Origin of the sequence: Paenibacillus sp. FSL H3-0321 (assembly GCF_038002865.1) — a bacterium.
GTDB lineage: Bacteria > Bacillota > Bacilli > Paenibacillales > Paenibacillaceae > Paenibacillus_AQ.
Genome location: NZ_JBBODH010000001.1, coordinates 1,497,165 through 1,520,509 on the forward strand (window position 1 = coordinate 1,497,165; position 23,345 = coordinate 1,520,509).

General features: G+C 49.9%; 26 protein-coding genes and 1 other annotated feature. Of the genes, 3 read left to right on the forward strand and 23 right to left on the reverse strand.

Translation table 11 applies throughout. The features are described from left to right. Nucleotides 1-259: 259 nt before the first annotated feature. The 19 genes from MHI45_RS06640 to MHI45_RS06730 form a co-directional block, all read right to left on the reverse strand. The gene (locus tag MHI45_RS06640; RefSeq protein ID WP_019909963.1) at nt 260-532 is read right to left on the reverse strand and encodes an HU family DNA-binding protein; all 273 of its coding nucleotides are present in this window, start codon (nt 530-532) and stop codon (nt 260-262) included. Between the two features lie 376 nt (nt 533-908). After that, on the reverse strand, nt 909-2,387 hold the full coding sequence (gene spoIVA, locus MHI45_RS06645; protein ID WP_038594524.1) for a stage IV sporulation protein A: 1,479 nt from the start codon (nt 2,385-2,387) through the stop codon (nt 909-911). A gap of 444 nt (nt 2,388-2,831) precedes the next feature. Beyond that, entirely contained in the window at nt 2,832-3,611 is a 780-nt protein-coding gene (locus MHI45_RS06650) for a DUF3939 domain-containing protein (protein WP_256718061.1), read from the reverse strand. Nucleotides 3,612-3,634: 23 nt separating this feature from the next. Continuing rightward, complete coding sequence (locus MHI45_RS06655; RefSeq protein WP_076109862.1) at nt 3,635-4,003, reverse strand: 2Fe-2S iron-sulfur cluster-binding protein; 369 nt, start codon at nt 4,001-4,003, stop codon at nt 3,635-3,637. A gap of 28 nt (nt 4,004-4,031) precedes the next feature. Beyond that, entirely contained in the window at nt 4,032-4,652 is a 621-nt protein-coding gene (locus tag MHI45_RS06660; RefSeq protein ID WP_076109863.1) for a hypothetical protein, read from the reverse strand. 76 nt (nt 4,653-4,728) lie between these two features. Next, entirely contained in the window at nt 4,729-4,908 is a 180-nt protein-coding gene (locus tag MHI45_RS06665; RefSeq protein ID WP_038594528.1) for a DUF2768 family protein, read from the reverse strand. 161 nt (nt 4,909-5,069) lie between these two features. After that, on the reverse strand, nt 5,070-5,345 hold the full coding sequence (locus MHI45_RS06670) for a stage VI sporulation protein F (RefSeq protein ID WP_038594530.1): 276 nt from the start codon (nt 5,343-5,345) through the stop codon (nt 5,070-5,072). Nucleotides 5,346-5,411: 66 nt separating this feature from the next. Beyond that, complete coding sequence (locus MHI45_RS06675) at nt 5,412-6,452, reverse strand: NAD(P)H-dependent glycerol-3-phosphate dehydrogenase (RefSeq protein ID WP_076109864.1); 1,041 nt, start codon at nt 6,450-6,452, stop codon at nt 5,412-5,414. Beyond that, entirely contained in the window at nt 6,445-7,062 is a 618-nt protein-coding gene (plsY, locus tag MHI45_RS06680) for a glycerol-3-phosphate 1-O-acyltransferase PlsY (RefSeq protein ID WP_076109865.1), read from the reverse strand. The genes MHI45_RS06675 and plsY overlap by 8 nt, the downstream gene beginning before the upstream one ends. A 12-nt stretch (nt 7,063-7,074) precedes the next feature. Then, on the reverse strand, nt 7,075-8,400 hold the full coding sequence (gene der, locus MHI45_RS06685) for a ribosome biogenesis GTPase Der (protein WP_076109866.1): 1,326 nt from the start codon (nt 8,398-8,400) through the stop codon (nt 7,075-7,077). Between the two features lie 171 nt (nt 8,401-8,571). Then, entirely contained in the window at nt 8,572-9,876 is a 1,305-nt protein-coding gene (rpsA, locus tag MHI45_RS06690) for a 30S ribosomal protein S1 (protein WP_076109867.1), read from the reverse strand. Between the two features lie 168 nt (nt 9,877-10,044). After that, nucleotides 10,045-10,632 carry a lysophospholipid acyltransferase family protein gene (locus MHI45_RS06695; protein ID WP_076109868.1) on the reverse strand — a complete coding sequence of 196 codons (588 nt, stop codon included), beginning with the start codon at nt 10,630-10,632 and terminating at the stop codon, nt 10,045-10,047. Then, nucleotides 10,629-11,339: a (d)CMP kinase gene (gene cmk, locus MHI45_RS06700; RefSeq protein WP_038594542.1), complete on the reverse strand. Its 711-nt coding sequence runs from the start codon at nt 11,337-11,339 to the stop codon at nt 10,629-10,631. The genes MHI45_RS06695 and cmk overlap by 4 nt, the downstream gene beginning before the upstream one ends. A gap of 213 nt (nt 11,340-11,552) precedes the next feature. After that, on the reverse strand, nt 11,553-12,206 hold the full coding sequence (locus MHI45_RS06705; RefSeq protein WP_038594544.1) for a flagellar brake protein: 654 nt from the start codon (nt 12,204-12,206) through the stop codon (nt 11,553-11,555). 162 nt (nt 12,207-12,368) lie between these two features. After that, nucleotides 12,369-13,727, reverse strand: coding sequence for a germination protein YpeB (gene ypeB, locus MHI45_RS06710; protein WP_076109869.1), 1,359 nt, complete (start codon nt 13,725-13,727; stop codon nt 12,369-12,371). 111 nt (nt 13,728-13,838) lie between these two features. Beyond that, nucleotides 13,839-13,985: a hypothetical protein gene (locus MHI45_RS06715; RefSeq protein ID WP_179091702.1), complete on the reverse strand. Its 147-nt coding sequence runs from the start codon at nt 13,983-13,985 to the stop codon at nt 13,839-13,841. 77 nt (nt 13,986-14,062) lie between these two features. Further along, nucleotides 14,063-14,758 (reverse strand): glutamic-type intramembrane protease PrsW, encoded by a 696-nt coding sequence (gene prsW, locus MHI45_RS06720; protein WP_076109870.1) that lies wholly within the window; start codon nt 14,756-14,758, stop codon nt 14,063-14,065. Nucleotides 14,759-14,857: 99 nt separating this feature from the next. Continuing rightward, entirely contained in the window at nt 14,858-15,472 is a 615-nt protein-coding gene (locus MHI45_RS06725) for a genetic competence negative regulator (RefSeq protein ID WP_038594550.1), read from the reverse strand. Nucleotides 15,473-15,693: 221 nt separating this feature from the next. Next, entirely contained in the window at nt 15,694-16,065 is a 372-nt protein-coding gene (locus MHI45_RS06730) for a hypothetical protein (protein ID WP_076109871.1), read from the reverse strand. A gap of 85 nt (nt 16,066-16,150) precedes the next feature. On the opposite strand from MHI45_RS06730, the gene MHI45_RS06735 reads away from it, so the two are divergent. Next, nucleotides 16,151-17,068, forward strand: a complete 918-nt coding sequence (locus MHI45_RS06735) for a polysaccharide deacetylase family protein (RefSeq protein ID WP_076109872.1) — start codon at nt 16,151-16,153, stop codon at nt 17,066-17,068. Between the two features lie 134 nt (nt 17,069-17,202). On the opposite strand, the gene MHI45_RS06740 is transcribed toward MHI45_RS06735, so the two are convergent. The 3 genes from MHI45_RS06740 to MHI45_RS06750 form a co-directional block, all read right to left on the reverse strand. Further along, nucleotides 17,203-17,988 (reverse strand): metallophosphoesterase, encoded by a 786-nt coding sequence (locus MHI45_RS06740; protein WP_179091703.1) that lies wholly within the window; start codon nt 17,986-17,988, stop codon nt 17,203-17,205. A gap of 62 nt (nt 17,989-18,050) precedes the next feature. After that, nucleotides 18,051-18,425: a hypothetical protein gene (locus tag MHI45_RS06745; RefSeq protein WP_076109873.1), complete on the reverse strand. Its 375-nt coding sequence runs from the start codon at nt 18,423-18,425 to the stop codon at nt 18,051-18,053. Then, entirely contained in the window at nt 18,422-19,015 is a 594-nt protein-coding gene (locus MHI45_RS06750; RefSeq protein ID WP_038594558.1) for a CPBP family intramembrane glutamic endopeptidase, read from the reverse strand. Before MHI45_RS06750 ends, MHI45_RS06745 begins: the two co-directional genes overlap by 4 nt. Before the next feature lie 65 nt (nt 19,016-19,080). Between MHI45_RS06750 and MHI45_RS06755 the strand changes: the two genes are divergently transcribed. Both MHI45_RS06755 and serA read left to right on the forward strand, forming a co-directional pair. Continuing rightward, a complete protein-coding gene (locus tag MHI45_RS06755; protein WP_076109874.1) occupies nt 19,081-19,989 on the forward strand; it encodes a hypothetical protein in 909 nt (302 codons plus the stop codon). Nucleotides 19,990-20,103: 114 nt separating this feature from the next. Beyond that, nucleotides 20,104-20,330, forward strand: a binding site (T-box leader). Between the two features lie 238 nt (nt 20,331-20,568). Beyond that, the gene (gene serA / locus MHI45_RS06760; RefSeq protein ID WP_076109875.1) at nt 20,569-22,161 is read left to right on the forward strand and encodes a phosphoglycerate dehydrogenase; all 1,593 of its coding nucleotides are present in this window, start codon (nt 20,569-20,571) and stop codon (nt 22,159-22,161) included. Nucleotides 22,162-22,260: 99 nt separating this feature from the next. Here the strand turns inward: serA and MHI45_RS06765 are convergent, their stop codons facing one another. Continuing rightward, nucleotides 22,261-23,106 (reverse strand): SDR family NAD(P)-dependent oxidoreductase, encoded by an 846-nt coding sequence (locus MHI45_RS06765; RefSeq protein WP_076109876.1) that lies wholly within the window; start codon nt 23,104-23,106, stop codon nt 22,261-22,263. Nucleotides 23,107-23,345: the final 239 nt, after the last annotated feature.

The window sequence follows — 23,345 nt, forward strand, 5'->3', positions numbered from 1 at the left end:
CCTAAAAGTTTTGTGAGCATCTGCTTCCTTGAAATTTCTTCGTACAAAACTAGCTTCGGAAGCATTCGCTTAAGTTTTGTGAGCATTTACTTCCTAGAAATCTCTTCGTACAAAACTGGCTTCGGAAGCGTTCGCTTAATTTTGTGTGAGTATACGCTTTCTCTAAGCAATTGCGGATAAAGATTGCAAAAACAAATGCCGCCTTGGAGGGCGGCATAGTTGTAACTCGGAAGACTATAGGATCGATATGTAGAAATCTCTATTTGATTCCGTCTTTAAGCGCCTTACCGGGTTTGAATGCCGGTACTTTGCTTGAAGGAATTTCGATTTCTTCACCAGTTTGCGGGTTGCGGCCTTTACGTGCGGAACGTTCGCGCACTTCAAAGTTTCCGAATCCAACCAGTTGTACTTTATCGCCGCTTTGCAGAGCACCTGTGATCGCTTCGAAAACGGCATCTACCGCTTTAGTAGCATCTTTCTTGGGAAGTTCAGTTGCTTCTGTTACTACGTTGATCAAATCTGATTTATTCATGTCTTCTCACCTCCCTGGGTAAATTTCCGGTATCATACACTGTTTCCGTTTCAACGCAAAATATACGTGATAATCCCGTTTATTGCTAGATACTGGCGCCCTTCTTCCTAGAAGCGCAACAAACTTATAGTAATACAGCCCATCCATAATTTCAAGGCGTTCCTCAAAAAAGGAGCAGAAAGTATCTACTAAACCCTTAATTAGGCCGAAAATGAGAGACTATTAATGGCAGAAATTCCTATTAACCATAAAGTAGAGAAGCATTTCCGTGTAAAAAGAGTACGGAGGGGAATTCATCGGATGTCATCTGCCCCCACTCCGGCACAACAAAAAGAGAGCCGGAAATTCCTGCTCTCTTTTTGTTATGAAATATGCCTTACAAAATGATGGCGATCAGGCCGCCTGAACCCTCGTTGATGATCCGTCCAAGTGTTTCCTGCAGCTTGTAGCGGGCATTATCCGGCATCATGGCAATTTTGCCCTGAATCCCTTCGCGCACAATCGAATGCAGCGAGCGGCCAAAAATATCCGACTCCCAAATCTTGATCGGGTCATTCTCAAAGTCCTGCATCAGATAGCGCACCAGCTCTTCGCTCTGTTTCTCCGTGCCGATGATCGGCGAGAACTCCGATTCCACATCCACGCGGATCATATGAATCGAAGGTGCTGTCGCCTTCAGGCGAACCCCGAAACGCGAGCCCTGGCGGATCAGCTCTGGCTCATCTAGAGCCATTTCCGCGAGTGAAGGGGCGGCTATCCCGTAGCCGGTTGTTTTGACCATTTCCAGTGCTTCGGAGAAGCGGTCATACTCGCGTTTGGCATGGGAGAAGTCCTGCATCAGCTGCAGCAGATGATCTTTTCCGCGGATTTCAACCCCTACCACTTCCATCAGAACCTGATCATACAGTTCTTCCGGCGCATACAGGTCAATCTCGGCCACACCTTGGCCCATGTTCATTCCGCTAAGCCCTGCTTTATCGATGAAATCATATTCCGTAAACTGGGAGACCAGCCGGTCAACATCACGCAGGCGGCGGATGTCTTTCACGGTATCGCGGACGGAATTCTCATAGCTGCTGCGCAGCCAGTGGTTTTCTCCCAGCACCATCACCCAGCTAGGCAGGTTCACATTCACCTCATGGACCGGGAATTCATACAGCACTTCACGCAGCACACCGGTCACATCGTCTTCCGTCATATTCGCGGCACTAAGCGTCATAACGGGAATATCATATTTAAGGGCCAGCTCACTGCGCAGCTGCTGTGCCTCTTCACTGCGCGGCCGGGTGGAGTTGATCACAAGCACAAACGGCTTGCCTACTTCCTTCAGCTCCGCAATGACCCGCTCTTCGGAATCAATATAAGAGTTCCGCGGGATTTCAGCAATCGTGCCGTCTGTAGTCACAACTACACCCAGCGTGGAATGCTCCTGAATCACCTTACGCGTGCCAATTTCCGCCGCTTCCTGGAAAGGAATCGGTTCCTCAAACCAAGGAGTGGAGATCATGCGAGGGCCGTTCTCATCCTCATACCCTTTTGCACCCTCCACAGCGTATCCTACACAGTCGACCAGCCGGACATTCACTTCCAGCCCTTCCGCAACCTTGATCTGCACCGCGTTGTTCGGTACAAACTTCGGCTCAGTTGTCATAATGGTTTTGCCCGCTGCACTTTGCGGAAGTTCATCCACTGCCCTTACCCGATCTGCCTCGCTGGTGATGTTCGGCAAGACAATCGTCTCCATGAAGCGTTTGATGAACGTCGATTTCCCCGTGCGAACCGCGCCGACGACGCCAAGATAAATGTCTCCGCCGGTACGCTCGGCAATGTCCTTGAAAATATCCACTTTTTCCAAAAGAGATCCCCTCCTCATATTACTCCGAAGAAAAAATGCCTGAAGAGCATCGACTTCGCGTTCCGCCGGCAATCTGACCCTTGCAGGACATCCACCGGACTTTCGTATGTCCGCCCGAAGCCTAGCTGCTGCTTAAGGGCGGAACACTTTTGCCCCGCGCTAAACTCCGAATGCTCGGACATGCATTTGGACTAGTATCATCATATGTATCCGGAACGGATTTATGACCCGCAGCTGCGCAATTTGTATAGTAATTTGCGAAATGAGGTTCTGCACCCCCGCAGGGCGTCACGACGCCCGGAAGTCTTCTCATCAATCATATGAGCGCGGAGTAGCAAGTAGAACTACCTATCTCCTTTCATGTGGCCGCTGCCACAGAAGCACCGGAAAATACAAAAAAGCAGCCCCAGAATAACTTCTGGAACTGCTATCGGTTTGAAACGTCTATGGACTGTCCGGAGGCTGAGGAACTGGCAGTCCCTCAATCCACAAATACGGCAACGACTTCACCGGTACATAATAAGAAGCCTGCTCCAGCTCAATCCGCAGATCCTGATTGGCCGCAGGTGTTGCGCCTTCCTTGTCGATGGCAGACATAATATCAAAGCTGTAGTCGACATACACGTCACCGTTCTTGTCCATGATAAACTCCAGCGGCTGTCCGGAATAGACGCTCTTCAGCGTTATAGACGCCGTTCCCGCCTTTTTGGAATCAATGGTGAAGAAGCCCGGATACCGTTCCTCCCCTGCCGGGAGTGCACCTCCATGCGCTGATTTGTAGCGGTTAACCTGGCGGGAGACATCATTTACCTTCTGCACGGTAACGAGATCCATCAGCTTCACGGTAGGATCACTTTCTTCATCCAAGATAAGAAAATAGGCGCTGCCGCCCTTCTCAAAGGCAGCAGCCGGAATTTCATCCAAATAGCCTTTTTGGCGCAGCTTCTCCAAATCAATTACGAATTTCTCATAGCGTGGAGTAGATTCCTCGCTATTTAGGATCGGCAGCAAACCTTCCTCCTGCTGATAATCATCCACTGCCGCCTGAACCCGCTTGACACTCTCGCGGAAATTGCCCGCAGGCTGGTTCTGTTCTCCCCGGTACATACAGCCCGTGAGAACAAAGAGCAGCAAGCTTATTCCCAGCAGCAAGCCCATTCTGATTCCGGATGTCTTAAGCCCATCTGTGAAGAGCACTCCGTCCGCCCCTTTCTGCTCCAGCATTCTCCGAAAGTTACTTCACAAGATTACCACAGCCCGTCCTCTTCTCCACGACGCGCTGCTTCCAGTCTGCGCCGCACTGCGGCTTTAAGCGGGTCCTCGGGAACGACGACGCTCAAATCGTTCCAGACGGCTGCCTGGCACGCCAGACGGACGCCTGAATCCAGCAAGCCGCCAAGCTTCCGCCGCTCGGCATCCCCCGGCGGCCGAAGGGCAGCAGCCTCTTCCTGTGGGACCGTCACCTTGCACATCAGGCAACCGGCTTTGCCTCCGCAGCGTGTAGGCAGGACCACTCCCGCTTTGCGCGCAGCTTCCAGCAGGGTTACCCCGTGCTGCACTACTGTTTTTCGTCCTTCAGGCTGGAAGGTGACAGTCCATCCTTTTTGCGGCTTCATGACATAGCTTCCTTCCTTTGCTTTCTTGTTAAATCTCTATCGACGTCGACACTCCGAGCAGTGTCTCCAATTGCAGCCCAAAGGCTTCATCCAGTCCATTCTCCAGAACTAGCTGCTGCAGCAGTGGTAAATGACCAGCCAGATTGACTTTCATAAAATTGGCAATAGCACTGCACCGGTCTCCCCTGCACCGCAGCAGGTTAAACACCAGCTCGTGAGCCGCAGGCATCAGGCGCATATAGCCGATACCGTTAAAATCCTGGATGAGTGCATGCGGCAGAAGCAGCTGAACATCCACGGCATACCGGCGCGTGCCGGAGCCGATCTGAAAACCGCATACCAGTTCTACCCTCGCATCACCGATACGATAGCGGCTGCGCAGCGAATAGCAGCCTCCGCTATAATCTTCTTCCGGACCTCCGTCCACCGAATAACTGCTCAGAGCCGAATGAAGTACTTCGGCATCCTCCAGATCGGCGTAGAGGTCGATGTCGCGCGGCGGGGCATTCAGCTGCACTCCGTGCAGCAGAAGCCCGCAGCTTCCTCCCAGCAGCCATACAGGCGGCTTCTCCAGCCAGCTCAGGCTTAACACCTCGGATATAGAGGCTAGCGCTGCCTCCAATATGTAGGGAATTCCCGAATCTGCCATCTACTCACGTCCTATTCCTGCAAAAAAAGTCCAGCGATTCTTCCAAGAACATTCTGCCTGAATTTATTGTAAATGCTTACATAATTGAAGCGGCTCCGCCCAACAGCCCGATCAGCATAATGACAAAAGCAACTATTGATAATATAGCTCTCAGCAGGCCTTTTGTCTTGCTGCGCGCAAAGGTTATCAGAAATACGGACAATCCCATTACCAGAATCGCTATTAGCGACAACCACATTTTCGTCATCGGATCCATGGACAAACCGCCTCCATCCGGCAATATTTGATTGCGACTATTATATCATGAAGACTACGGCATGAAACCTACTAAGTCTAAGGGTTCAAAAAAAAGAGCAAAAGATCACAGAATCAGGACTGATTCCGGATCATTTGCTCTTTGCTCCGCGAAGATTAATGCTATTTTTTCAGCATCATTTTCATTAAAGACTCCATGGTGCCCGAATTCGCGCCGCCTTTTTTGACAGCGTTGATGATATCCTGCACCGTAGCCTCGCTGACCGGTACCTTCGCCATTGATGACACCTGCTTAATTAACTGGCGGAGCTGGGCTTCATTCTGCATTGTTCCCGGTTTGACCGTACTGGCCAGCTTTTGGACAGCACCTGGTGTGATGTTTTTGCCCGCTTTTTTATTGATGGCGTTCAATGCATCCTTGGAAAAATCTTTGCTCACTTTTCATCCCTCCTCCGTCAATCCCCATTACAACATATGAGGATCCCCGTCAAAAGGTGAACGTGATCAGGAATGCCACTGCTCCCAAGTTTCCTGCGAGATCGTTTCCATCTCCGTCTTGCGGTCGCGTCCCATCAGGGCCTCGACGGCGCTGCGCGGCGTTTTGCCTTTGAACAGCACATGATAGATCTGATCAGTGATTGGCATCTGCACGCCCAGCTTAAGCGAAATAGCGTATGCGGCTTCCGTGGTGCGTATCCCTTCAACGACCATGCCCATGGACTCCAGCACTTCAGAGAGCGGTTTCCCTTGGCCAAGCAAAGAACCTGCACGCCAGTTGCGGCTATGCTGGCTCGTGGCTGTTACCACAAGGTCACCGAGTCCAGCCAGACCGGCAAAGGTCAGCGGATTGGCACCCAGCTCGACACCGACGCGGGAAATCTCGGCAAGACCGCGGGTGAGCAATGCCGCCTTGGCATTATCGCCAAAGCCCAGACCGTCAGACAGACCTGCCCCAAGCGCTATGATATTCTTCAGGGCTCCGGCCAGTTCAACACCTACCTGATCTCGATTGGTGTACACACGGAAATCATTGTTGATAAATAAACTTTGTGCTTCTGTAGCGCGTCTGTCGTCCGGTGAAGCTACCACAACCGTTGTAGGACACAGGCGCACCACCTCTTCGGCGTGGCTAGGTCCGGACAGAACAACCACCTGGCCTTCATCACAGCCCAGCTCCTCGGAAATGACGGTGGACATCCGTTTCATGGATTCCGTCTCGAAGCCCTTTGTAGCATGTACACAGAGCATATCTTCTTTCCAGAAAGGTTTGAGGCTGCGGGCGACCTGGCGCATTCCGGAGGACGGGGCAACAATAACCACCGCCTTGGAACCGGAGACCGCTGTCTCCATATCCGTAGTTGCGATGATATTAGCGGGCAAAGAAATCCCGGGCAAGAAATGCTCATTCGTGTGAGCCTCATTAATCTCGGCAGCCTGTTCGGACCTGCGTGTCCATAGATAAACCTCCGAGTGGTTAGCCGCCAGCACAGTAGCCAGCGCAGTTCCCCAACTGCCCGCGACCAGCACGGTTACTTTATCAGACAACGCGATTCCCCTCCTTGACTTTAGCGCCGATTTTATTCTCTCTTCCCTGGGAGATCTTCACAATATTGCTGCGGTGCCGCCAGAAAGCGAATACTGCAATGATAAGGCTTCCCCACAATTCAGGCGTTGTAAATTCGGTAAACAGCAGGAATACCGGGGTAAGCGCAACAAAAATCAGGGAGCCCAGCGACACAAATCGGGTAATAACGATGGCCAGGATGGCAATGACCCCTGCAATCAGCGCAGGCCAAAAACAAAGCGTAGCCATTACGCCAATTGTAGTCGCAATGCCCTTCCCGCCGCGAAAGTGAAAGTAGAGCGGCCAATTATGCCCGATGATGGCTGCGACCCCGCAAGCCACCGCGATCCAGGTTCCCCAGCCGCCAGCCCAGGTTCCGAGCCAAACTGCGGCAATTCCCTTCAGTACGTCCAGAACCAGCACCAGTATTGCCGGTCCTTTCCCCATCACACGCAGCGTATTGGTCGCTCCGGCATTGCCGCTTCCGTATTGACGGATATCAATACCTTTGAGCAGCCGGGCGAGCAATACACTGAAGCTGACAGAGCCAAGCAAATAGCTTACAACGATCACCAGAAGTTCAAACGCCACTACTCTTCTCCCCTAACCTTCGTTTTCGGATTTGCGCCGTGTAAATAGACGGATTGGTGTTCCTTCAAAATTGAACGCCGCGCGGATTTTGTTCTCCAGGTATCGTTCATAGGAGAAGTGCATCAGCGACGGGTCATTGACGAATACCACAATCGTCGGCGGCTTGACAGCAACCTGAGTAACATAATTGATGCGCAGGCGCCGTCCTTTATCCGTTGGCGGAGGATTAATGGCCACAGCATCGGACACCACATCGTTGACCAAATGCGTCGTAATCCGCAGAGCATGCTGCTGGGCGACATGCTGCACCACCGGCAGCAGCTTCTGCAGGCGCTGTTTCGTTAATGCGGACAAGAACACTACAGGTGCATAGCTCATGAACAGGAAGTGATCCCGGATTTTGGTCTCAAAGTTCTGCATCGTCTTGTCATCCTTCTCGACAGCATCCCATTTGTTGACCACAAAAATCGAAGCTTTCCCGGCATCATGAGCATAACCGGCAATATGCTTATCCTGATCGATAATGCCTTCTTCACCGTTGATTACCACCAGAACGACATCAGCCCGCTCAATGGCCCGCATTGCGCGCATCACACTGTATTTTTCCGTGGTTTCATATACTTTGCCGCGTTTGCGCATACCCGCAGTATCAATCAGAACATAGCGCTGCCCGTCCCGTTCAAAAGGAGTATCAATCGCATCGCGTGTAGTCCCTGCGACATCGCTGACAATTACACGTTCTTCACCCAAAATGGCGTTGACTAAAGAAGATTTACCTACATTCGGCCGGCCGATCAGGGCCACACGAATCACATCTTCGTCGTATTCCTCTTCAGTTAGCTCTGGAAGCTTCTCGGTTACCGCATCCAGCAAATCGCCGATTCCGGTACCGTGGCTGCCGGAGATGCCGATAGGATCGCCGATTCCCAGGGTGTAAAATTCATAAATATCATCCGTGCGCTTCATGTTGTCCACTTTATTGATTGCAAGTACAACCGGTTTGCCGGAACGGAAAAGAATTTGTGCCACTTCTTCATCCGAATTGGTCAGTCCGCTTTTCGCCTCGCACATAAAGACGATAACATCCGCTTCCTCAATCGCCAGCTCCGCCTGAACACGGATTGATTTCAGAATCGCGTCTTCACCGTCAATTTCAATCCCTCCGGTATCAATTACACTGAAGGATTTGCCGTTCCAATCTGAAACGCCATAAATCCGGTCGCGTGTAATCCCCGGTTTATCTTCTACAATGGCCAGTCTATCGCCAATCAGCCTGTTAAATATCGTCGATTTTCCGACGTTAGGCCTCCCTACGATGGCCACAACGGGTCTTGCCATATTCATTCCTCCTGTCGTCCTTACGTAACTCATCATAGCAAAAAACAATAAAATTGGCTAACCAGCTTGTACCTTGTCCCTTTTGGACTTACATGCCTGTAAAAACACAATCGGCGAACCCTCTTATCGAGGGCTCGCCGATTACTTTACCCGGTATGACAATCTAAAGGATTAGTTGTTACCCTTGAATTTGTCCAGCTTGTCGCCGAAGCGTTCAGCAAGCGTGAAGCTGAGTCCTTCGTTGCTGAGCGATACGTTAGGATTGTTCAGCACTTCTTTAGGAGCTCTGTCTCTGCTGTTGCTGCGTTCCGGTCTTGCTGTAGGAGCCGGAGCTTCTTCGGTTTCTTTGATGCTCAGGCTGACGCGCTTCTCGGATGGATTGAAGTCAAGCACTTTCACTTGTACTTCTTGTCCTTCTTTGAGCACTTCATGCGGAGTACCGATGTGCTTGTGGGAGATTTGGGAGATATGCACAAGGCCTTCCACGCCTGGAAGCAGTTCAACAAATGCGCCGAAGTTTACAAGGCGTTTTACTTCGCCTGTAACTACATCGCCAATGTTGATTTTACCGGCAGCAGAATCCCAAGGACCTGGAGCAGCAGCTTTGATGCTGAGGCTGATTTTTCCTTTTTCAGGATCAACCTTAAGCACTTTTACGCGAACCTTGTCGCCTTCGGAAACAACATCGGAAGGTTTTTCGACATGGTTCCAAGCGATTTCGGATACGTGAACCAATCCGTCAACGCCGCCTACATCAACAAATGCGCCGAATTGTGTCAGCCGTTGCACAGTACCTTCGATGATTTGTCCTTCGGACAGCTCAGCCATAATCTTCAATTTGTTGGCTTCGAATTCTTCTTCCAGCACTTCTTTGGCGGAAAGAATAACCTTGCTGTTCTCACGGTCCAGTTCTTTCACTTTCACGCGTAGAGTGCGGCCTTTGTAGTCGCTGAAATCTTCTACAAAGTGACGTTCAACCATGGAAGCCGGAATAAATCCGCGCGCGCCGACATCAGCTACGAGGCCGCCTTTGACAACGTCAGCCACAGTAACATCGAACGCTTCCTGGGAAGCAAAATACTTCTCCAGATCTTCCCATGATTTCTCGCTGTCAATTGCACGTTTGGAGAGAACCAGGCTTTCCTTGTTGTCGTTGATGCTGACAACTTTGCATTCCACTTCTTGTCCAACTTCTACTGCTGCTGCAGCGTTGTCCAGTTGTACGGAAGACAATTCGCGAATAGGAATAACGCCGTCGTATTTATATCCAATGCTTACATAAGCTTGGTTATCTTCGATTTTGACGATTGTTCCTTTCACGGTATCGCCTTTTTTCAACGAAATGATTTCCAAACCTTCTTGGCTTGTCACTTCTTCTTCGTTACCTACAGCGGATTCCACTGTTTCTGTTGCTTCCACGGCTTCGTTGTTCTCAACATTAGCCGCAGCTTCCTGATTTCTAGTTTCTTCAGACATGTGATTACCCTCCTCGATTCAAAACCCCATTTATTTAAACCCGCGTAGAGCAGAGTTCAAAACAAGCATTACCTAAATATCACTTACATTTTTAAGTTAGTATGTTCCAAAAAATAGCGGTTATGCCGTTATTCCTCAGCATCTGCAAAAAGCGGCGTGATTCAACGTTTATCTTGCACTGGGCTTGCCGGTCTTGGCCATCTCATGAATCCGTCCCATAATTACATCAGTGACTTCTTCAAGAGACTCGCTTCCCTTTCCATCAAACGAACTGAGGTCAATGGGAGCCCCATAAATGACAGTCATCCGGCGAAAGGGTTTGTAAGATCCGACGATAGCGGCCGGAACAACTGCTGCACCGCTGCGAAGCGCAAAACTCGCTGCACCCTTCTTAGCCACACCGGAATCAGAGTTTCGCGTCCCTTCCGGAAAGATGCCCATAACATGTCCGCCGCGAAGCGTATTAAGGGCCGTTTTGATGGATTCTTTGCTTACGCCGCCACGTTTCACCGGAAAAGCGCCCAACTTATTAATGAGCCAGCCTAGCACAGGAACCTTGAACAGCTCTGCTTTGGCCATATACTTTACCTGGCGGTTCAGCTTAATGCCGATCGTCATTGGATCAAGCAGGCTGATGTGATTGGCGCAGAGCAGCACCCCGCCCTCCTTCGGCACATTCTCTTTCCCGACAATCTTCAGCGGGAACAGGATGGCATAAATCAAGCGAAGCAACCCACAGCAAATGGCATAAATCATGAATGATTTCTCTCCCCGTCAACATGAGATCTGCAGTGGGAGACAATGGCTTCCACGGCTTGCCTGATATCCATAAAGGTCGTGTCAAGAAGAATGGCATCTTCTGCACGGCGCAGCGGTGAAATCTCCCGTCCTTCATCAAGACGATCACGGGCTGCAATATCGTGTTCAAGCTGCTGGAGAGTTATTGTTTCCGTTTCCTTCAGCTCTTTGTAACGGCGGAGAGCCCGTTCCTCCACACTTGCCGTCATGAAAATCTTCACTTCGGCATCCGGCAGCACGGTCGTACCGATATCGCGGCCATCCATTACGACCCCCTTGCGAAGCGCCATCTGACGCTGCAAATGACTGAGTCTGGATCTAACGCCCTCGATCTTCGAATACTGCGACACCTGGCCGCTAACCTGGAGACTGCGGATATGCGGGGTTACGTCCTCCCCATTGATCAGCACCTTCTGGATGTCCTGCTCCGGAATAAGCTCAATCACCATATCGCGGACACTTTGATCCACCGATTCATGATCTTCCGGCGGAATGCCTCTGCGGAGCATATCCCAGGTAATGGCCCGGTACATTGCACCCGTATCAACATAAATGTAAGACAACTTCTGGGCTACCAATCGGGCTACAGTGCTCTTGCCTGCCCCGGCAGGTCCGTCGATGGCGACGTTGATTCTGTCGTAAGTATGTGTCCCCTGCCTAACCAACGGGGCATTCCTCCTCAAACACGCTTTCATTAAGAAATACGTCCACCGACGTATCTCTAGGAACTTGATGATCTTATCAAGAAAAAAGCAGGCATTGCCTGCGACTTATAAAATTATACCACAGTTTATACCTCAGTGCAAAATGGCATAGCATTAATTCAGCATAAAAAAGGCTATTTTGATGCCCTTTCCGGGCGTTCAGGCGACCTAACATTAACGGTCGCGGAAATCAAACTGGCGTTCGAAGCAGTAGCGGATTATTTTTTGACGCTCAGAATCCGTGATGGCGGCAAACTTTAACATGACTAGATTACGCCCGCTTTCCAGCTGCTTTATCCGCACAACCTCACCTTCAAAGTTCACATGCTCGGTGCTGCCGTTTCGGTAAGGGACCAGCAGCCAACAGAACAGTTTGTCTCCCACCTCCACCTTTACTTTGGGATCACTGAGAAAAGAAGCTCCTCCTCCTCCGATATCATCGGTCCGCACCAGAAAACGGCTGCCCAGCGAATCCTTCACCGCCAGTTCAAGCTCGGCATTTACACGGAAGAAGCTGCGGCGCTGTATTTTGAAGATGGCATCCGTTTCCGGTTTGCGCACCCGGACCATCCGGATAACATCCTCTTTAAAGCCGAGTACATGCGTGTTGAAATAATTTTTGATTCCGCCTTCGGTAAGAAAATATACAGAGAGCTCGTCCCCTATAAACAGCTTTTTCAGCCGCCCGTTGCTGGCCTGCATTGGAATTTCAATCAGTAAGGCCTCATCTTCCATATCTGCAATTCTGGATCTATATTCTAGTTCTGCTTCAGCCGCATCGCTGGAAGCAATCTGTATGTATAGATATTCGTTAATTTTGGGATACAATCATGTCACCGCCACAGAGTTAGTAATTAATTCTTCATGATTATAGCATGGCCGTTTGCCCTCCGGTTAGAAATATTATTGCACAGCAAAAAGAAAAAAAAGAGGCGGCATCCCCTAAAGGAACCGCCCCTCCCTCCTCTATCCCGTGCAGACAGGCTTCATTTATTTATCCTGAGCCCCCGAAGAGGTGCGAATCTCTTCGACCGCTTCTTCATTTCCATCCGCCGCATTGAGGTAAATCCGATACTGCGAACCGTTGATTTTGCCGCCAAATTCATAGGTCAGCAGTTCCACGGCATCCTCATTCTCGATCCAGGCCATCCGGTTGTACAGCTCCTTGAATTCCGGATTCAGCTTCTCTCTCGCCTTGGCGAGGGACAGCTCAGGTTTTGGAATTTCACGTTTCTCCTGATGCTCACGGACATAATCGCTGGCTTGAAAGCCAACGGTTTCTCCGGTATCCAGCCCGACGCGCAGCGTCATTTTCTCAGGATAAATCAATACACCGTCTTTGCTGCTTACAAAAGTTAAATTTCCCAAATTATCATATCTGTCCGCGCTGACTGCCGTCATGCCGGCATAGCCCTTCTGCTTCAGAAACTCCCCGGCTTTGGCGACAGCCTGCTTCATGGATACCTTGGCTGGTCCGACCTCGCGATTGTCATTGTACGAAATCAGCAGTCCGCCCTCCACCGTGAAGTCCATACTGATTGGAGCTTTGTGATTTGGAGGTGTCACAGTAGCTGTATAGGAAGCCCATTCGGTTCCTTTACCATTCTCCCTAACATCCACCTTGGTATTAGCACCACTATCAGCAAACTTTACAGCCTTGGCTTTGATATCCGCTGCAGTGACAGGTTTACCGCCCAGCTTCTTGACAGAACGCTTGTCATAAATACTGGCAACAGAGGGGCCCCAGTCCAGCTCAGGATAGGCCGCCACACGTTTGTCTACCGTCTTGAAGCCATCAATAATTGTATTGTCTTCCGCCTTTTCTTCTGTAGCAAGAGCTGACTCGACATCCATCCAACGCAGCTTATTGCTGATGACCTTGTTCTGTACCTCCTGCAGATCCTTGGAGATTTCACCCGAATTCTTATAGAGCGCCTTTAAATTTCCCATCTCAGCTTCGGTCAGCGGCTTCTTGGTGAAATCCCGGACAGCAGCTTTGTAAGAGAAATTGGAGATCTTGGAGAGGAACTCCTCCGTTTGGCTAAACGGCAGCAGCGTAAGCGGCAGTTGGTTGATCTCATTCTGCGCCTCGCTGGTAAGCCGCCATACATTGACTAGTCCTTTGCGGTGCACACCGTTAGAGGCCGAATTGACGGCAAGTGTATTTCCCAGCTCTCCATGAAGCCGCTCCACATGATAGGAGAGATCGTGAAAAGCCCGTTGATACTGGTTCTCCGCTTTAATCAGAATCGAATTTTTCTCCTGGTTCTCCTGATACCCCCACACCAGTGCGCCAATCAGCAAAAGCGCGGTAAGCGGGAACATTATGGCACTTAATCTTTTGTACATAGGGCTGCAAGACTCCTTTCGGTAGCTTATTGCCGTTAGTTTGACAATAACTGAGAAGTCTTATGCACCCGGCAGGCCGATAATATCAAGAGAATACTTCCAAGCAGCATTTCAGCCACATTCCTCGATCTGAAATCCGCTGCTGCTGTTGCACAGACATTGCTTGAAGCCGGTCTGGATGACTCCCTCTTCCTTGTTTCCTCTTAATATGTAGCTCTCGCCGCACTGCTTACAGACAATCCGAACTTTTACGCGCAAAAAAAAGACACCTCGCTCCTCTCTGGAATTCCTTGCTTACGGGAACTACCCTTCAAGTTTAAGTGTGTCCATCTCTATTACAGGTTAACCTCTTCCTCCCGCTTCAGAAAACGAAACGGCGAACGGTTGTTGGCCCGCGCCACCTTGCCCATTCCTCCGTACCACAATACGGCCATCAAAGGTACGATATACCAAATCCAGTAATTGGGCGACGTGCTGAGGATAAAATCATAGATTCCGTGCCACAGCCAAGGCAGCAGCAGAGATACCAGCAATATTCCTCTGCCTTTGCCCGGTTTCGAGAACTTGGCCCTGCCCATGTGGTAGCCCATAATGACCCCGAACATTGCATGTCCCGACACCGGGAGCAGCGCCCTCATAATCATTGAACCTATTGAAGCTTGACTGTACCAGGCGTACATTACATTTTCTAATGTTGCAAAACCGAGCGAAATCGCCACGGCGTATAGTATTCCATCATATGGCTCGTCAAATTCGGTATGGTTGTAAATCATATGGTACAGCACAAACCACTTCAACCCTTCCTCCACCCCGGAGGAAATCAGAAAAGAATCGACATAAGGTCCACTGTCCAGCCCAAGCGTAAGACCTCTCTGAATGATCATTACCGGAAAAACAATCAGCAGTCCAAGCAAAAACACCTTGACCACCATATGCAGCGGTTCCTGATCATACTTGTCTTTCAGATAGAAAAAAGTCAGCAGGGCAAGTCCCGGTGCCACTGCCGACGAAATAACCGATAACCAAAGCACCGAATAACCTCCCCTGAAACTAAACCCATTTCTCCTGCATTATCTTCCAATGGTCGAAGGAAGGCAGAAAGCACCCGCTGTCCTGCCGTTCCTCAATTGTTATTCCTGGCGCTTAAAGTGAGTGCACAACAATTGGATCGCATTTTCGGCCATAACCGTCTTTCCGTATTCATCCAGTACGGCCTCGGTAACCGGCGAAGAATCGCCGAACTCTGCCAATACGGCAACAAGTCCAGACAATGCCGGCTCCTCAAATTCCTTCGGATCGAAGTAAAGATACCATTTATTGTTATAAGAATACAGTTTCCCCTGGGAAGTAATATTGCCGATGAGTACATGTGCCGCTTCAACCAGAACCTCAAAATCGCGGAATGCATACACAATGGAGTCGCTTTGTTCAAGAGTAACTTCCATTTCATAAATCTCTTCAGGCAATTCTTCTTCTCCGGGCGCACCGTACTGATGGTGATCATATTTCCCCCGGGTCACAATAACGACCATACCTTGCGCGGGCATTGCGAACACTTCTACGGCAAGCGGACCGGTAGCGTCAAAACCAAGTTCACTATACGCTTGATCCATCATTTCCGTAAAAAGGTCATGCACCTTGGGAACTTCCTGCCACATATCTTCCTTCTGGATGCCCCGCTCGCTCAGGTCGTCAAAAGTGAGGAAAATCCGTATCTTATCTTGACTTAATCGCTCTATTCTCATGACAGGATCCTCCTTTTGCAAGCTCATTTGATATTAATGTATGATGAGTCCCGAGTAATGAGCCAAAAATGGTTACTATGTATGTATGTTATCATTTTGCTGCCATAAATGCACGTAAATAAATATATTTAATCACCCAATTGTGCCGGTTTATTGATAAAAAAAGAATCATTTTGCGGATGGAATCCTCCCCAAAATGATTCTAGCACTTTGCTTTGCGGTTACAAACCCGGTATCGCTGTATGTGTTTCTTTGAGAATCTGCTCTACTTCATGCTTTACATCAGGGTTGCTGCGGATGAAATCCTTCAGCATGTTGAGGTTGGCTTCCTTGGATTTAACCGTGGACTCCCCCTTGTGATCGGCACTGCTCTTCGGCTCATGCGAGCCCTTGTCCTGGGAGCTGCCGCCGGCGGCGGTATTTCCGAATCCGGTCATGGCCATGCCCAGAATTTTGTCCTTCGCTTTTTCACCGGCTCCTTGCATCGAACCTCTTGATCCGAGGGAGGACATCATGGCGCTGCGTTTTTTGGACATAATCATACTGGCGGCTGCACCCATCACCACTCCGCATAAAAATGACGAAGTATTCATATCTCTAACCTCCTTGTATGGTAAAATCATGCTTAGTGTTCGCGGAAAGATTCCGACTCATACAGCAAAGTTACAAGAAAGCGAGATGAAAAAAGTGGTTAAAGCGACATCAGCACTGCTGCTGACCGCCATTTTGCTGGCATCCTGCAGCAACGGCGACAACAGCGGCAAGACAGTGAACAACAATGCTCAGCCGACAGCGGCCGCAACTGAAACAGCATCGCCATCAGCTACAGCTCTAGCCGCTCAGGGGAATGATGCTGCGGAGGCAAGTGCCTCACCTCAGGCGACACCAGCCGGCTCTTCAAACACCGGAGGGACCGCTCAGCCAAGCGGAGAGACAAATCCAGCAGAAATCCCGCTCCTGTACCATATGAACAAAAATTACGACATTGTTCCGAATGAAGAAGGCACCAACAAGAAAGTCATCCTGCTGACCTTCGATGATGGCCCGAAGGAAGCCGAAATGATCAATCCGCTGATGGATACCTTGGACAAACACAAGGCTAAAGCGATCTTCTTCGTGAACGGCTACCGCGTCAAAGAACATCCCGAGCTGCTGGAGCTAATCCATAGCCGGGGCGGTATTATCGGTAATCACAGCTGGGATCATATCAAGCTGAAGGACGAACCCTATACCGAAGTGAAGAAACAGATCGAGGATGTGCAGAAAATTGTTAAGGAAGTTGTAGGCGAAACCCCGCATTTCTTCCGTCCCCCGCATGGAGCAGGCGGCGATGTCGGCAAGAAGGTGGCGGCAGAGAACGGACTGCTTTATATGACCTGGTCCGTAGGATCACTTGACTGGGAAATGAAAGAAAAGGATGCCAATAAAACGGAGAAGCTGATTACGAATGTTACCGACCAGCTTCATTCCGGAAGCAACATCCTGATGCATGAGCTTCCCTGGACCGTGGAAGCATTGGATACGCTGCTTACGAAGCTGGAAGCCAAGGGTTACAGCTTCGTAGATCCGCGCAGCATTGAGCTGAAGATGCGCTGAGTATTGCTGCGTCCCTGTTCTATATAGAAGACAATAAACAAGAGGTATCCAGCGCATGTTGCGGAGGATACCTCTTGTTTATCTGCATACATAAACCGATCCAGTGCAGGCCAGCAGCCGCTAATCCGGCTCTCTTAACCTGACTGCTCAAGCTGCTCCCGCCCTTTGCGCAGGGTCAGTACATGCATTTCTGCCGGACTGCCCCAGCGCAGCGGCAGATGAGCGGTGCCGAAGCCGCGGCTGATTAGCATTTTGACGAATGCTCCCGAGCCGTCCTTCCGCTCAAGCCGGTACATTCCGGCATTATATTGTTGGTAGAACGGATCTGTATGCCTCTGCCTGATCAATGGCAGAACCACCTGTCCACCGTGCGTATGACCGGCCAGAATAAGATCTGCGGGCAAGCTTGGCTGCGGGGACACCCAAAGCGGATCATGAACTAAAATAATCCGGCAGCATGAAGAGAGTGACTCAGGGACCGGAGCCAGAGGGGCATATGCTTTTTTGCCGCCTTTCTTCGGGAAATCCACACCGGTCAGCAGCAGACATTCATTTCCCCGTTCAAGTGTTATATTCTCATCGATCAGCAGGCTGGCCCCGCTGCCGCGGATAATATTGTCCACCAGTGAAATATTTGCCCGGTAATCATGGTTACCGTGAACGGCATACACAGGTGCAAGTGAAGCCACAAGCGCCATATTATCAACGAGGCGGTTTATGGGACTCCCCTTCTCGGTCAAGTCACCTCCCAGAAAAACAGCATCCACTTTTCCACGTAAGGGATCAAGCAGTTTTTTGGGAAGCCGGCGGCGATGAATATCCGTGATAAACAGAATCCGGTAACCGTCAAATTCCGCAGGAAGTGAACCGAGAGATATTTCCTCGGCAATAATGTTCTTTTTAAATGCCGAAAATACCATAATTGCAGCTCCTATGCCCAGCAACAGGAGCAGGGGCGCCATAATAATTATGACCCAGCCGGTTACCATAGAGTCCTCAATTCAGGAGCTCCTTCAAATCCCCACCAAAAGAGCGAAGCCAGCAGCATGACAAACATTACGATCAACGAGTTGACGAAGATTTTACTCAGGCGGATACGTTCCGAAGGGTAGGTCTGCGCACGGGAAGGCGTATCCTCCACCTCCTGCTCTGCTTTATCATGCTTTACAGAGGTTTTAGCTGCGGTGCTGGAATGCCGGGCCTTCCTTGACAGCGTACCGGACACAAGAGCAGGCACTTCCGTCTCTTTGGGGGGAGATACGGCAGCTTGCTTTCTATTTTTACCTTTGACCGGAGCCTGGCCTTCGCCTTTATTTTTTTTCTGGCGGGATTTCACCCGGCTTAAGTCGTCACTCATGATACCCTCCTGTAGCGAATCACCAGACCTGAGAACAGGTCGATGAAGAAATGACATAAAATCGGTGCCCAAATCGTTCCGGAATGGATGTATATATAGCCAAGACCGTAGCTGCTGAGGAATACCCAACCGGTCGGAATCCAGTGCCGCAGATAACGCACATGAATAACTGCGAAAAGAATGCTCGTCCAGTAGGGACCCAGTCCATGCTGAATGGCACCGCGGAACAGGAGTTCCTCGCAAACTGAAACAACCGCTGCGATGACGACAATATGCCACAAAGGGCGGTTGCCGAATAACAACTGGTTAATTCCTCCGTCATCCATGCTTTCTTCTGGTACAATATAAGTCAGAATAAAATCCACAATCAGCATAATTCCTGCCAAACCAAGGCCCCAGTACACAAAATTTACACTGTTAGGAAAATTTAATATGTCAAACGGATTTCTTTTCTGCAATAATATCCATATCAAACCGATAAATAAGGTAAGGCCCTGTGTAATGTAGAGATTGATCAGCAGCAGCTTGTCGGTTAACGCTTGAGGATCGGCTTTTTTAATCTTTATGTCACCTAATTTGAATTTTTTCATTGTAACCTGCCTGTTCTATATTGTTTTTACATAAGATAATTTCCATAGAAGAAGGAGCACTAATTATGAACAGTCGTACCTCCCGCACTCAAATGTTATACACACTAGGTTTTGTATTTTTCCTGATATGCGCTTTCGCCGCTTTCTTTACGGGAGTGAAAGTAGGTGCAGACAAGACAGAAGCTAAATATTCCCACCTGATTGAAGCTGACGGCGCATCGGAGGAATTCTCCGGCTCTTACCAGCAGCAGGATCTTGTTACCTTCTATCATAACGTATTTTTGCCGTATCGTGAATTCAAGCGAAATTGGAACAACGAGGTAGACAGTTTGTCACGCAGCACGGATGCCCGTGAGAACGCAGCCACACTGAAAAATCTCAGTATTCTGGCGGACAAGCAATATGATAAGGTTAACCAGGATTCCATCTTCAGTGGCTCGCCACTCCTGTATCAATCCCAGCTTAACATACTTAAGAGCCTGACGCTCTTCTCCCAGGCCTCCAACAAGGTGTCTGCTGGATCATCAGGCACAGAAACAGCCAAAGCGCTGAAGAACGATAACTTCACGGCCAGTGCCATGCAATTCGGGCTGCTTGCCCAGAAGGATTTCTATGATTCCATGCTGAAGTGGGGTTCCAAGACCAACAGCAAAATCCCGGCGGTACCCAGTGAACTGAAGACGCTGTCCTTCATCCAATGGAAGAAGATGCCGCTCCTGCTTAAAAATGCTTCCATTGCCGAAATGATGCTGAACCGGGGAATTTACGCCGGCTATGATCCGCAGGATATCACGGCCAAAATAGACGACATGATCTACTCCGGCATGGCCAGCTCCCTGAAGCTGCAGGATGTCCAATCCTCTGTTACACTGCTTATTTCTACCGGAGCTATACAGGAGCAGGACTTCATGAAGTGGCGGGAACAATATTATGGCAAAGAAACGATGCCGCAGCTTCCGTTTTTCTATGAATAAGACTAGTATATTGCATCATAACGAAAAATGAAGCCTACTTCAAGGCAGGCAGGTTGTAATAAGCCTATTGACACTTTTGGTGCCACCATGTTACATTATGAAAAAATTAATCAAGCAAAACCGATGATGGAACAAGGATGCTGGAAGCCTTCAGAGAGCCGGTGGATGGTGCAAACCGGTGGCATACAGATATCTTTAGCGCTCCTGAGATATTGTATCGAACTATAAGTAGATGCAATCGGATCATCTCCGTTACCAGTGTGGCCTTTGCAGGCCAATGAGGCTGCTTCTTCAACGTTGCAGTGAATTAGGGTGGTACCACGACAACTCTCGTCCCTTACTACGGCAGTAGTATGGGGTTGGGAGTTTTTTTGTTACCCGGAATCCGTCTTTTGGCCTAAAAGGCCCAAAATTGGCAGAAGACCGTCCTCCTACACTCTCTTTCTTTTATGCGACAGCGCGTTACTCCGTTATTCCGACATGCTTTTTACCCGTTTTGATGCTTCAGGTACTGTGGATTGCCTTATCAGGGCATCCTTGGCATATTAAGCTTTATCACTTTAAGGGGGACAAGAAACCATGTTTAAAGTATTAGTATCGGATCCAATCAGTGATTTGGGCATTCAGCAATTGATGGACGCAAACGACGTGACTGTAGACAAGAAGACTGGACTTAGTGAAGAAGAGCTAATTGCAATCATCGGCGAATATGACGGCCTGCTCGTACGCAGCCAAACCACTGTTACCGAGAAAATTATTGCCGCAGGCACAAACCTGAAGGTCATTGGCCGCGCAGGCGTCGGTGTCGACAATATTAAACTGGAGGCGGCAACGCAGCATGGCGTTGTGGTCATCAATGCGCCGGACGGAAATACGATTACGACCTGTGAGCATGCTTTTGCCATGATGATGGCACTCGCCCGGCACATTCCCCAAGCCTATGCCAAAACGATTTCCGGCGTATGGGATAGAAAGACATTCCTCGGCGTAGAACTACGCGGTAAAACACTGGGTGTTCTCGGCATGGGACGGATCGGCAGCGAGGTGGCCAAACGGGCCAAAGCCTTCGGCATGAACATTCTCGCTTATGACCCGTTCCTGACTCCAGACCGTGCGGAGAAGCTCGAAGTGAAGCTGGCCTCCGTTGATGACATTGTCCGCGGCGCTGATTTCATGACCGTGCACACACCATTGACACCTGAAACCCGCCATATGATTTCCCGCCCGCAGTTCGAAGTGATGAAAAAAGGCATGCGCATCATCAACTGTGCCCGCGGCGGCGTAATCGACGAAATGGCATTGGTTGAAGCCATCGACAGCGGCATCGTCGCTGGAGCAGCATTTGACGTTTTCGAGCAAGAGCCGCCACAAGCGGATCACCCGTTCCTCTCCCATCCAAAAATCATCGTGACTCCGCATCTGGGTGCTTCGACCGTAGAAGCCCAGGAGAATGTAGCCATCGATGTATCGGAGCAGGTGCTGCATATTCTGCGCAACGAGCCGTTCATTAATGCTGTAAACATTCCTCCGGTTGCGCCAAGCGTAATGAACAAGCTTCAGCCTTACTTCACACTGGGTGAGAAGCTTGGCAGCTTTGCAACACAGCTGACGGACGGCGCTATTCGTGAAATTCATGTTGAATATGCCGGGGATCTCTCGGATGTGGATACACAGCCGCTGACCCGCTATATTGTAAAAGGCGTGTTCACCCGCCACTTCGGCAGTGATGTCAACATCGTCAACTCCATGCATCTGGCGAAAACGCGTGATGTGAATGTTGTCGTGACGAAGGCTTCCAAGACTAAGGGCTTCACTAACCTTATCACCGTTACGCTGAAGGCCGAACCGGATGAAGAACGCCTGGTAGCCGGAACGTTGCTCCAGGGCTACGGTGAACGCATTGTCCAGGTCAATAAATTCCCGGTTGATATCGCTCCGGAAGGCCATCAAATTGTAATCTCCCACAACGACAAGCCGGGGATTATCGGTCTCGTCGGCACTCTGCTCGGACAAAACGATGTCAACATCGCTTCGATGCAGGTGGGACGTAAAATTGTCGGTGGTGCAGCTATCATGCTTCTGACCGTGGATAAAGAGGTGCCGCAGCATGTGCTTGTGAAGCTGGCTGGCTTGCCGGAAATCAACACCGCCGAAGAGGTAGTTCTGCTATAGAAGCCAATTCGTATGATCTATAGTTCTGGGTATTAGCAAAAAAATCGCTCTTTCGAAAATGGAGGCATCCTGCAGCCATTTCAAAAGAGCGATTTTTGTTTATTCCGGAACTTTGAAGACCGGGACGAGCCGCCCGTCAGCATCGGTGAATCCGTATTGTACCGCAAGGCTGCCTACCTGCTGCGGGATTCCCGTTATGGACATTACCTCTGGATCTGCAGCCAGCTGAACCACGGCCCGCCCGATATAGGCTGTGGACTCACTGGTTTGCAGCTCAGGCACCTCCTGCCAATGCTCTTCATCTGTATTGAGGCTCTCCAGCACCAATTCAGTCCGCATCCAGCCGGGCGACAACGGGATCACGGCTATACCGTCTGCCGCAAGTTCTACCGACAATCCATAGGCCATGCGAACCAGTGCATTTTTAGCCAGATCATAATAGAAGTTGTCAATGTATTTGTAGTGGTCCCAATACGTTGTATGAATAATAATACCACCGCTCTGCCGGTTGCTGCGCATTAGCGGAATCGCGTAATAGTTGGTCATCAGCTGCGCTCTGACTCCCGCATCGAACATATGGCTCCAATGTTCCAGAGGCAGCTCCCAGAAGGGTTTGCTCTCGATGGACAGCTCATTGCCGCCCCATACATTGTTGACCAGAATATCCAGCCTGCCCTGCTCCGACGCTATCCGCCGGATGACTTCTTCCGTTTCGCTATCCCGGGTATGGTCGCAGCGGATCGCTTCACCCTGCCCTCCAACCGCCTTGATTTCATCAAGAACACTGTCTATCGTTCCTTTACGCCTTCCTTCTTGGGAAAGCCCCGTGCTTCTGCCTGTGATATACACATACGCACCTGCCTTTGCCAGCTCCAAAGCTATTCCCCTGCCGGCTCCCCTGCTTCCTCCGGTAACGAGTGCCACTTTCCCTTGCAGATTTGTCATACTACCGCTCCTCTCTTCATTGTTGATCTTAGTATCATTGGTTCTTCTGCTTGCTATACTCATCATAAACTCTATATATGACATCAACTGACATATATATATGATAAAATGAAAATAGATTGAAATTATATAGATTGAACATGAGAATTACATGTAGGGAAAAGTGGCGGAGGGGAATTTTGGAACTGGAGGAGCGATAGCGTCCGCCTTTAGGTTTGGATTTCTACCGCGATTCGCGG

Excerpts from the sequence above, each read along its gene's own strand:
- MHI45_RS06755 (WP_076109874.1), top strand. The coding sequence starts at position 19,081 with ATGAACAGTCGTACCTCCCGCACTCAAATGTTATACACACTAGGTTTT.
- MHI45_RS06725 (WP_038594550.1), bottom strand. The coding sequence starts at position 15,472 with ATGAGAATAGAGCGATTAAGTCAAGATAAGATACGGATTTTCCTCACT.
- rpsA (WP_076109867.1), bottom strand. The coding sequence starts at position 9,876 with ATGTCTGAAGAAACTAGAAATCAGGAAGCTGCGGCTAATGTTGAGAAC.
- serA (WP_076109875.1), top strand. The coding sequence starts at position 20,569 with ATGTTTAAAGTATTAGTATCGGATCCAATCAGTGATTTGGGCATTCAG.
- MHI45_RS06695 (WP_076109868.1), bottom strand. The coding sequence starts at position 10,632 with ATGATTTATGCCATTTGCTGTGGGTTGCTTCGCTTGATTTATGCCATC.
- MHI45_RS06665 (WP_038594528.1), bottom strand. The coding sequence starts at position 4,908 with ATGGATCCGATGACGAAAATGTGGTTGTCGCTAATAGCGATTCTGGTA.
- MHI45_RS06640 (WP_019909963.1), bottom strand. The coding sequence starts at position 532 with ATGAATAAATCAGATTTGATCAACGTAGTAACAGAAGCAACTGAACTT.
- der (WP_076109866.1), bottom strand. The coding sequence starts at position 8,400 with ATGGCAAGACCCGTTGTGGCCATCGTAGGGAGGCCTAACGTCGGAAAA.
- MHI45_RS06655 (WP_076109862.1), bottom strand. The coding sequence starts at position 4,003 with ATGAAGCCGCAAAAAGGATGGACTGTCACCTTCCAGCCTGAAGGACGA.
- MHI45_RS06745 (WP_076109873.1), bottom strand. The coding sequence starts at position 18,425 with ATGAGTGACGACTTAAGCCGGGTGAAATCCCGCCAGAAAAAAAATAAA.
- MHI45_RS06735 (WP_076109872.1), top strand. The coding sequence starts at position 16,151 with ATGAAAAAAGTGGTTAAAGCGACATCAGCACTGCTGCTGACCGCCATT.
- ypeB (WP_076109869.1), bottom strand. The coding sequence starts at position 13,727 with ATGTACAAAAGATTAAGTGCCATAATGTTCCCGCTTACCGCGCTTTTG.
- MHI45_RS06730 (WP_076109871.1), bottom strand. The coding sequence starts at position 16,065 with ATGAATACTTCGTCATTTTTATGCGGAGTGGTGATGGGTGCAGCCGCC.
- MHI45_RS06750 (WP_038594558.1), bottom strand. The coding sequence starts at position 19,015 with ATGAAAAAATTCAAATTAGGTGACATAAAGATTAAAAAAGCCGATCCT.
- MHI45_RS06650 (WP_256718061.1), bottom strand. The coding sequence starts at position 3,611 with ATGCTGGAGCAGAAAGGGGCGGACGGAGTGCTCTTCACAGATGGGCTT.
- MHI45_RS06660 (WP_076109863.1), bottom strand. The coding sequence starts at position 4,652 with ATGGCAGATTCGGGAATTCCCTACATATTGGAGGCAGCGCTAGCCTCT.
- MHI45_RS06740 (WP_179091703.1), bottom strand. The coding sequence starts at position 17,988 with ATGGTATTTTCGGCATTTAAAAAGAACATTATTGCCGAGGAAATATCT.
- MHI45_RS06765 (WP_076109876.1), bottom strand. The coding sequence starts at position 23,106 with ATGACAAATCTGCAAGGGAAAGTGGCACTCGTTACCGGAGGAAGCAGG.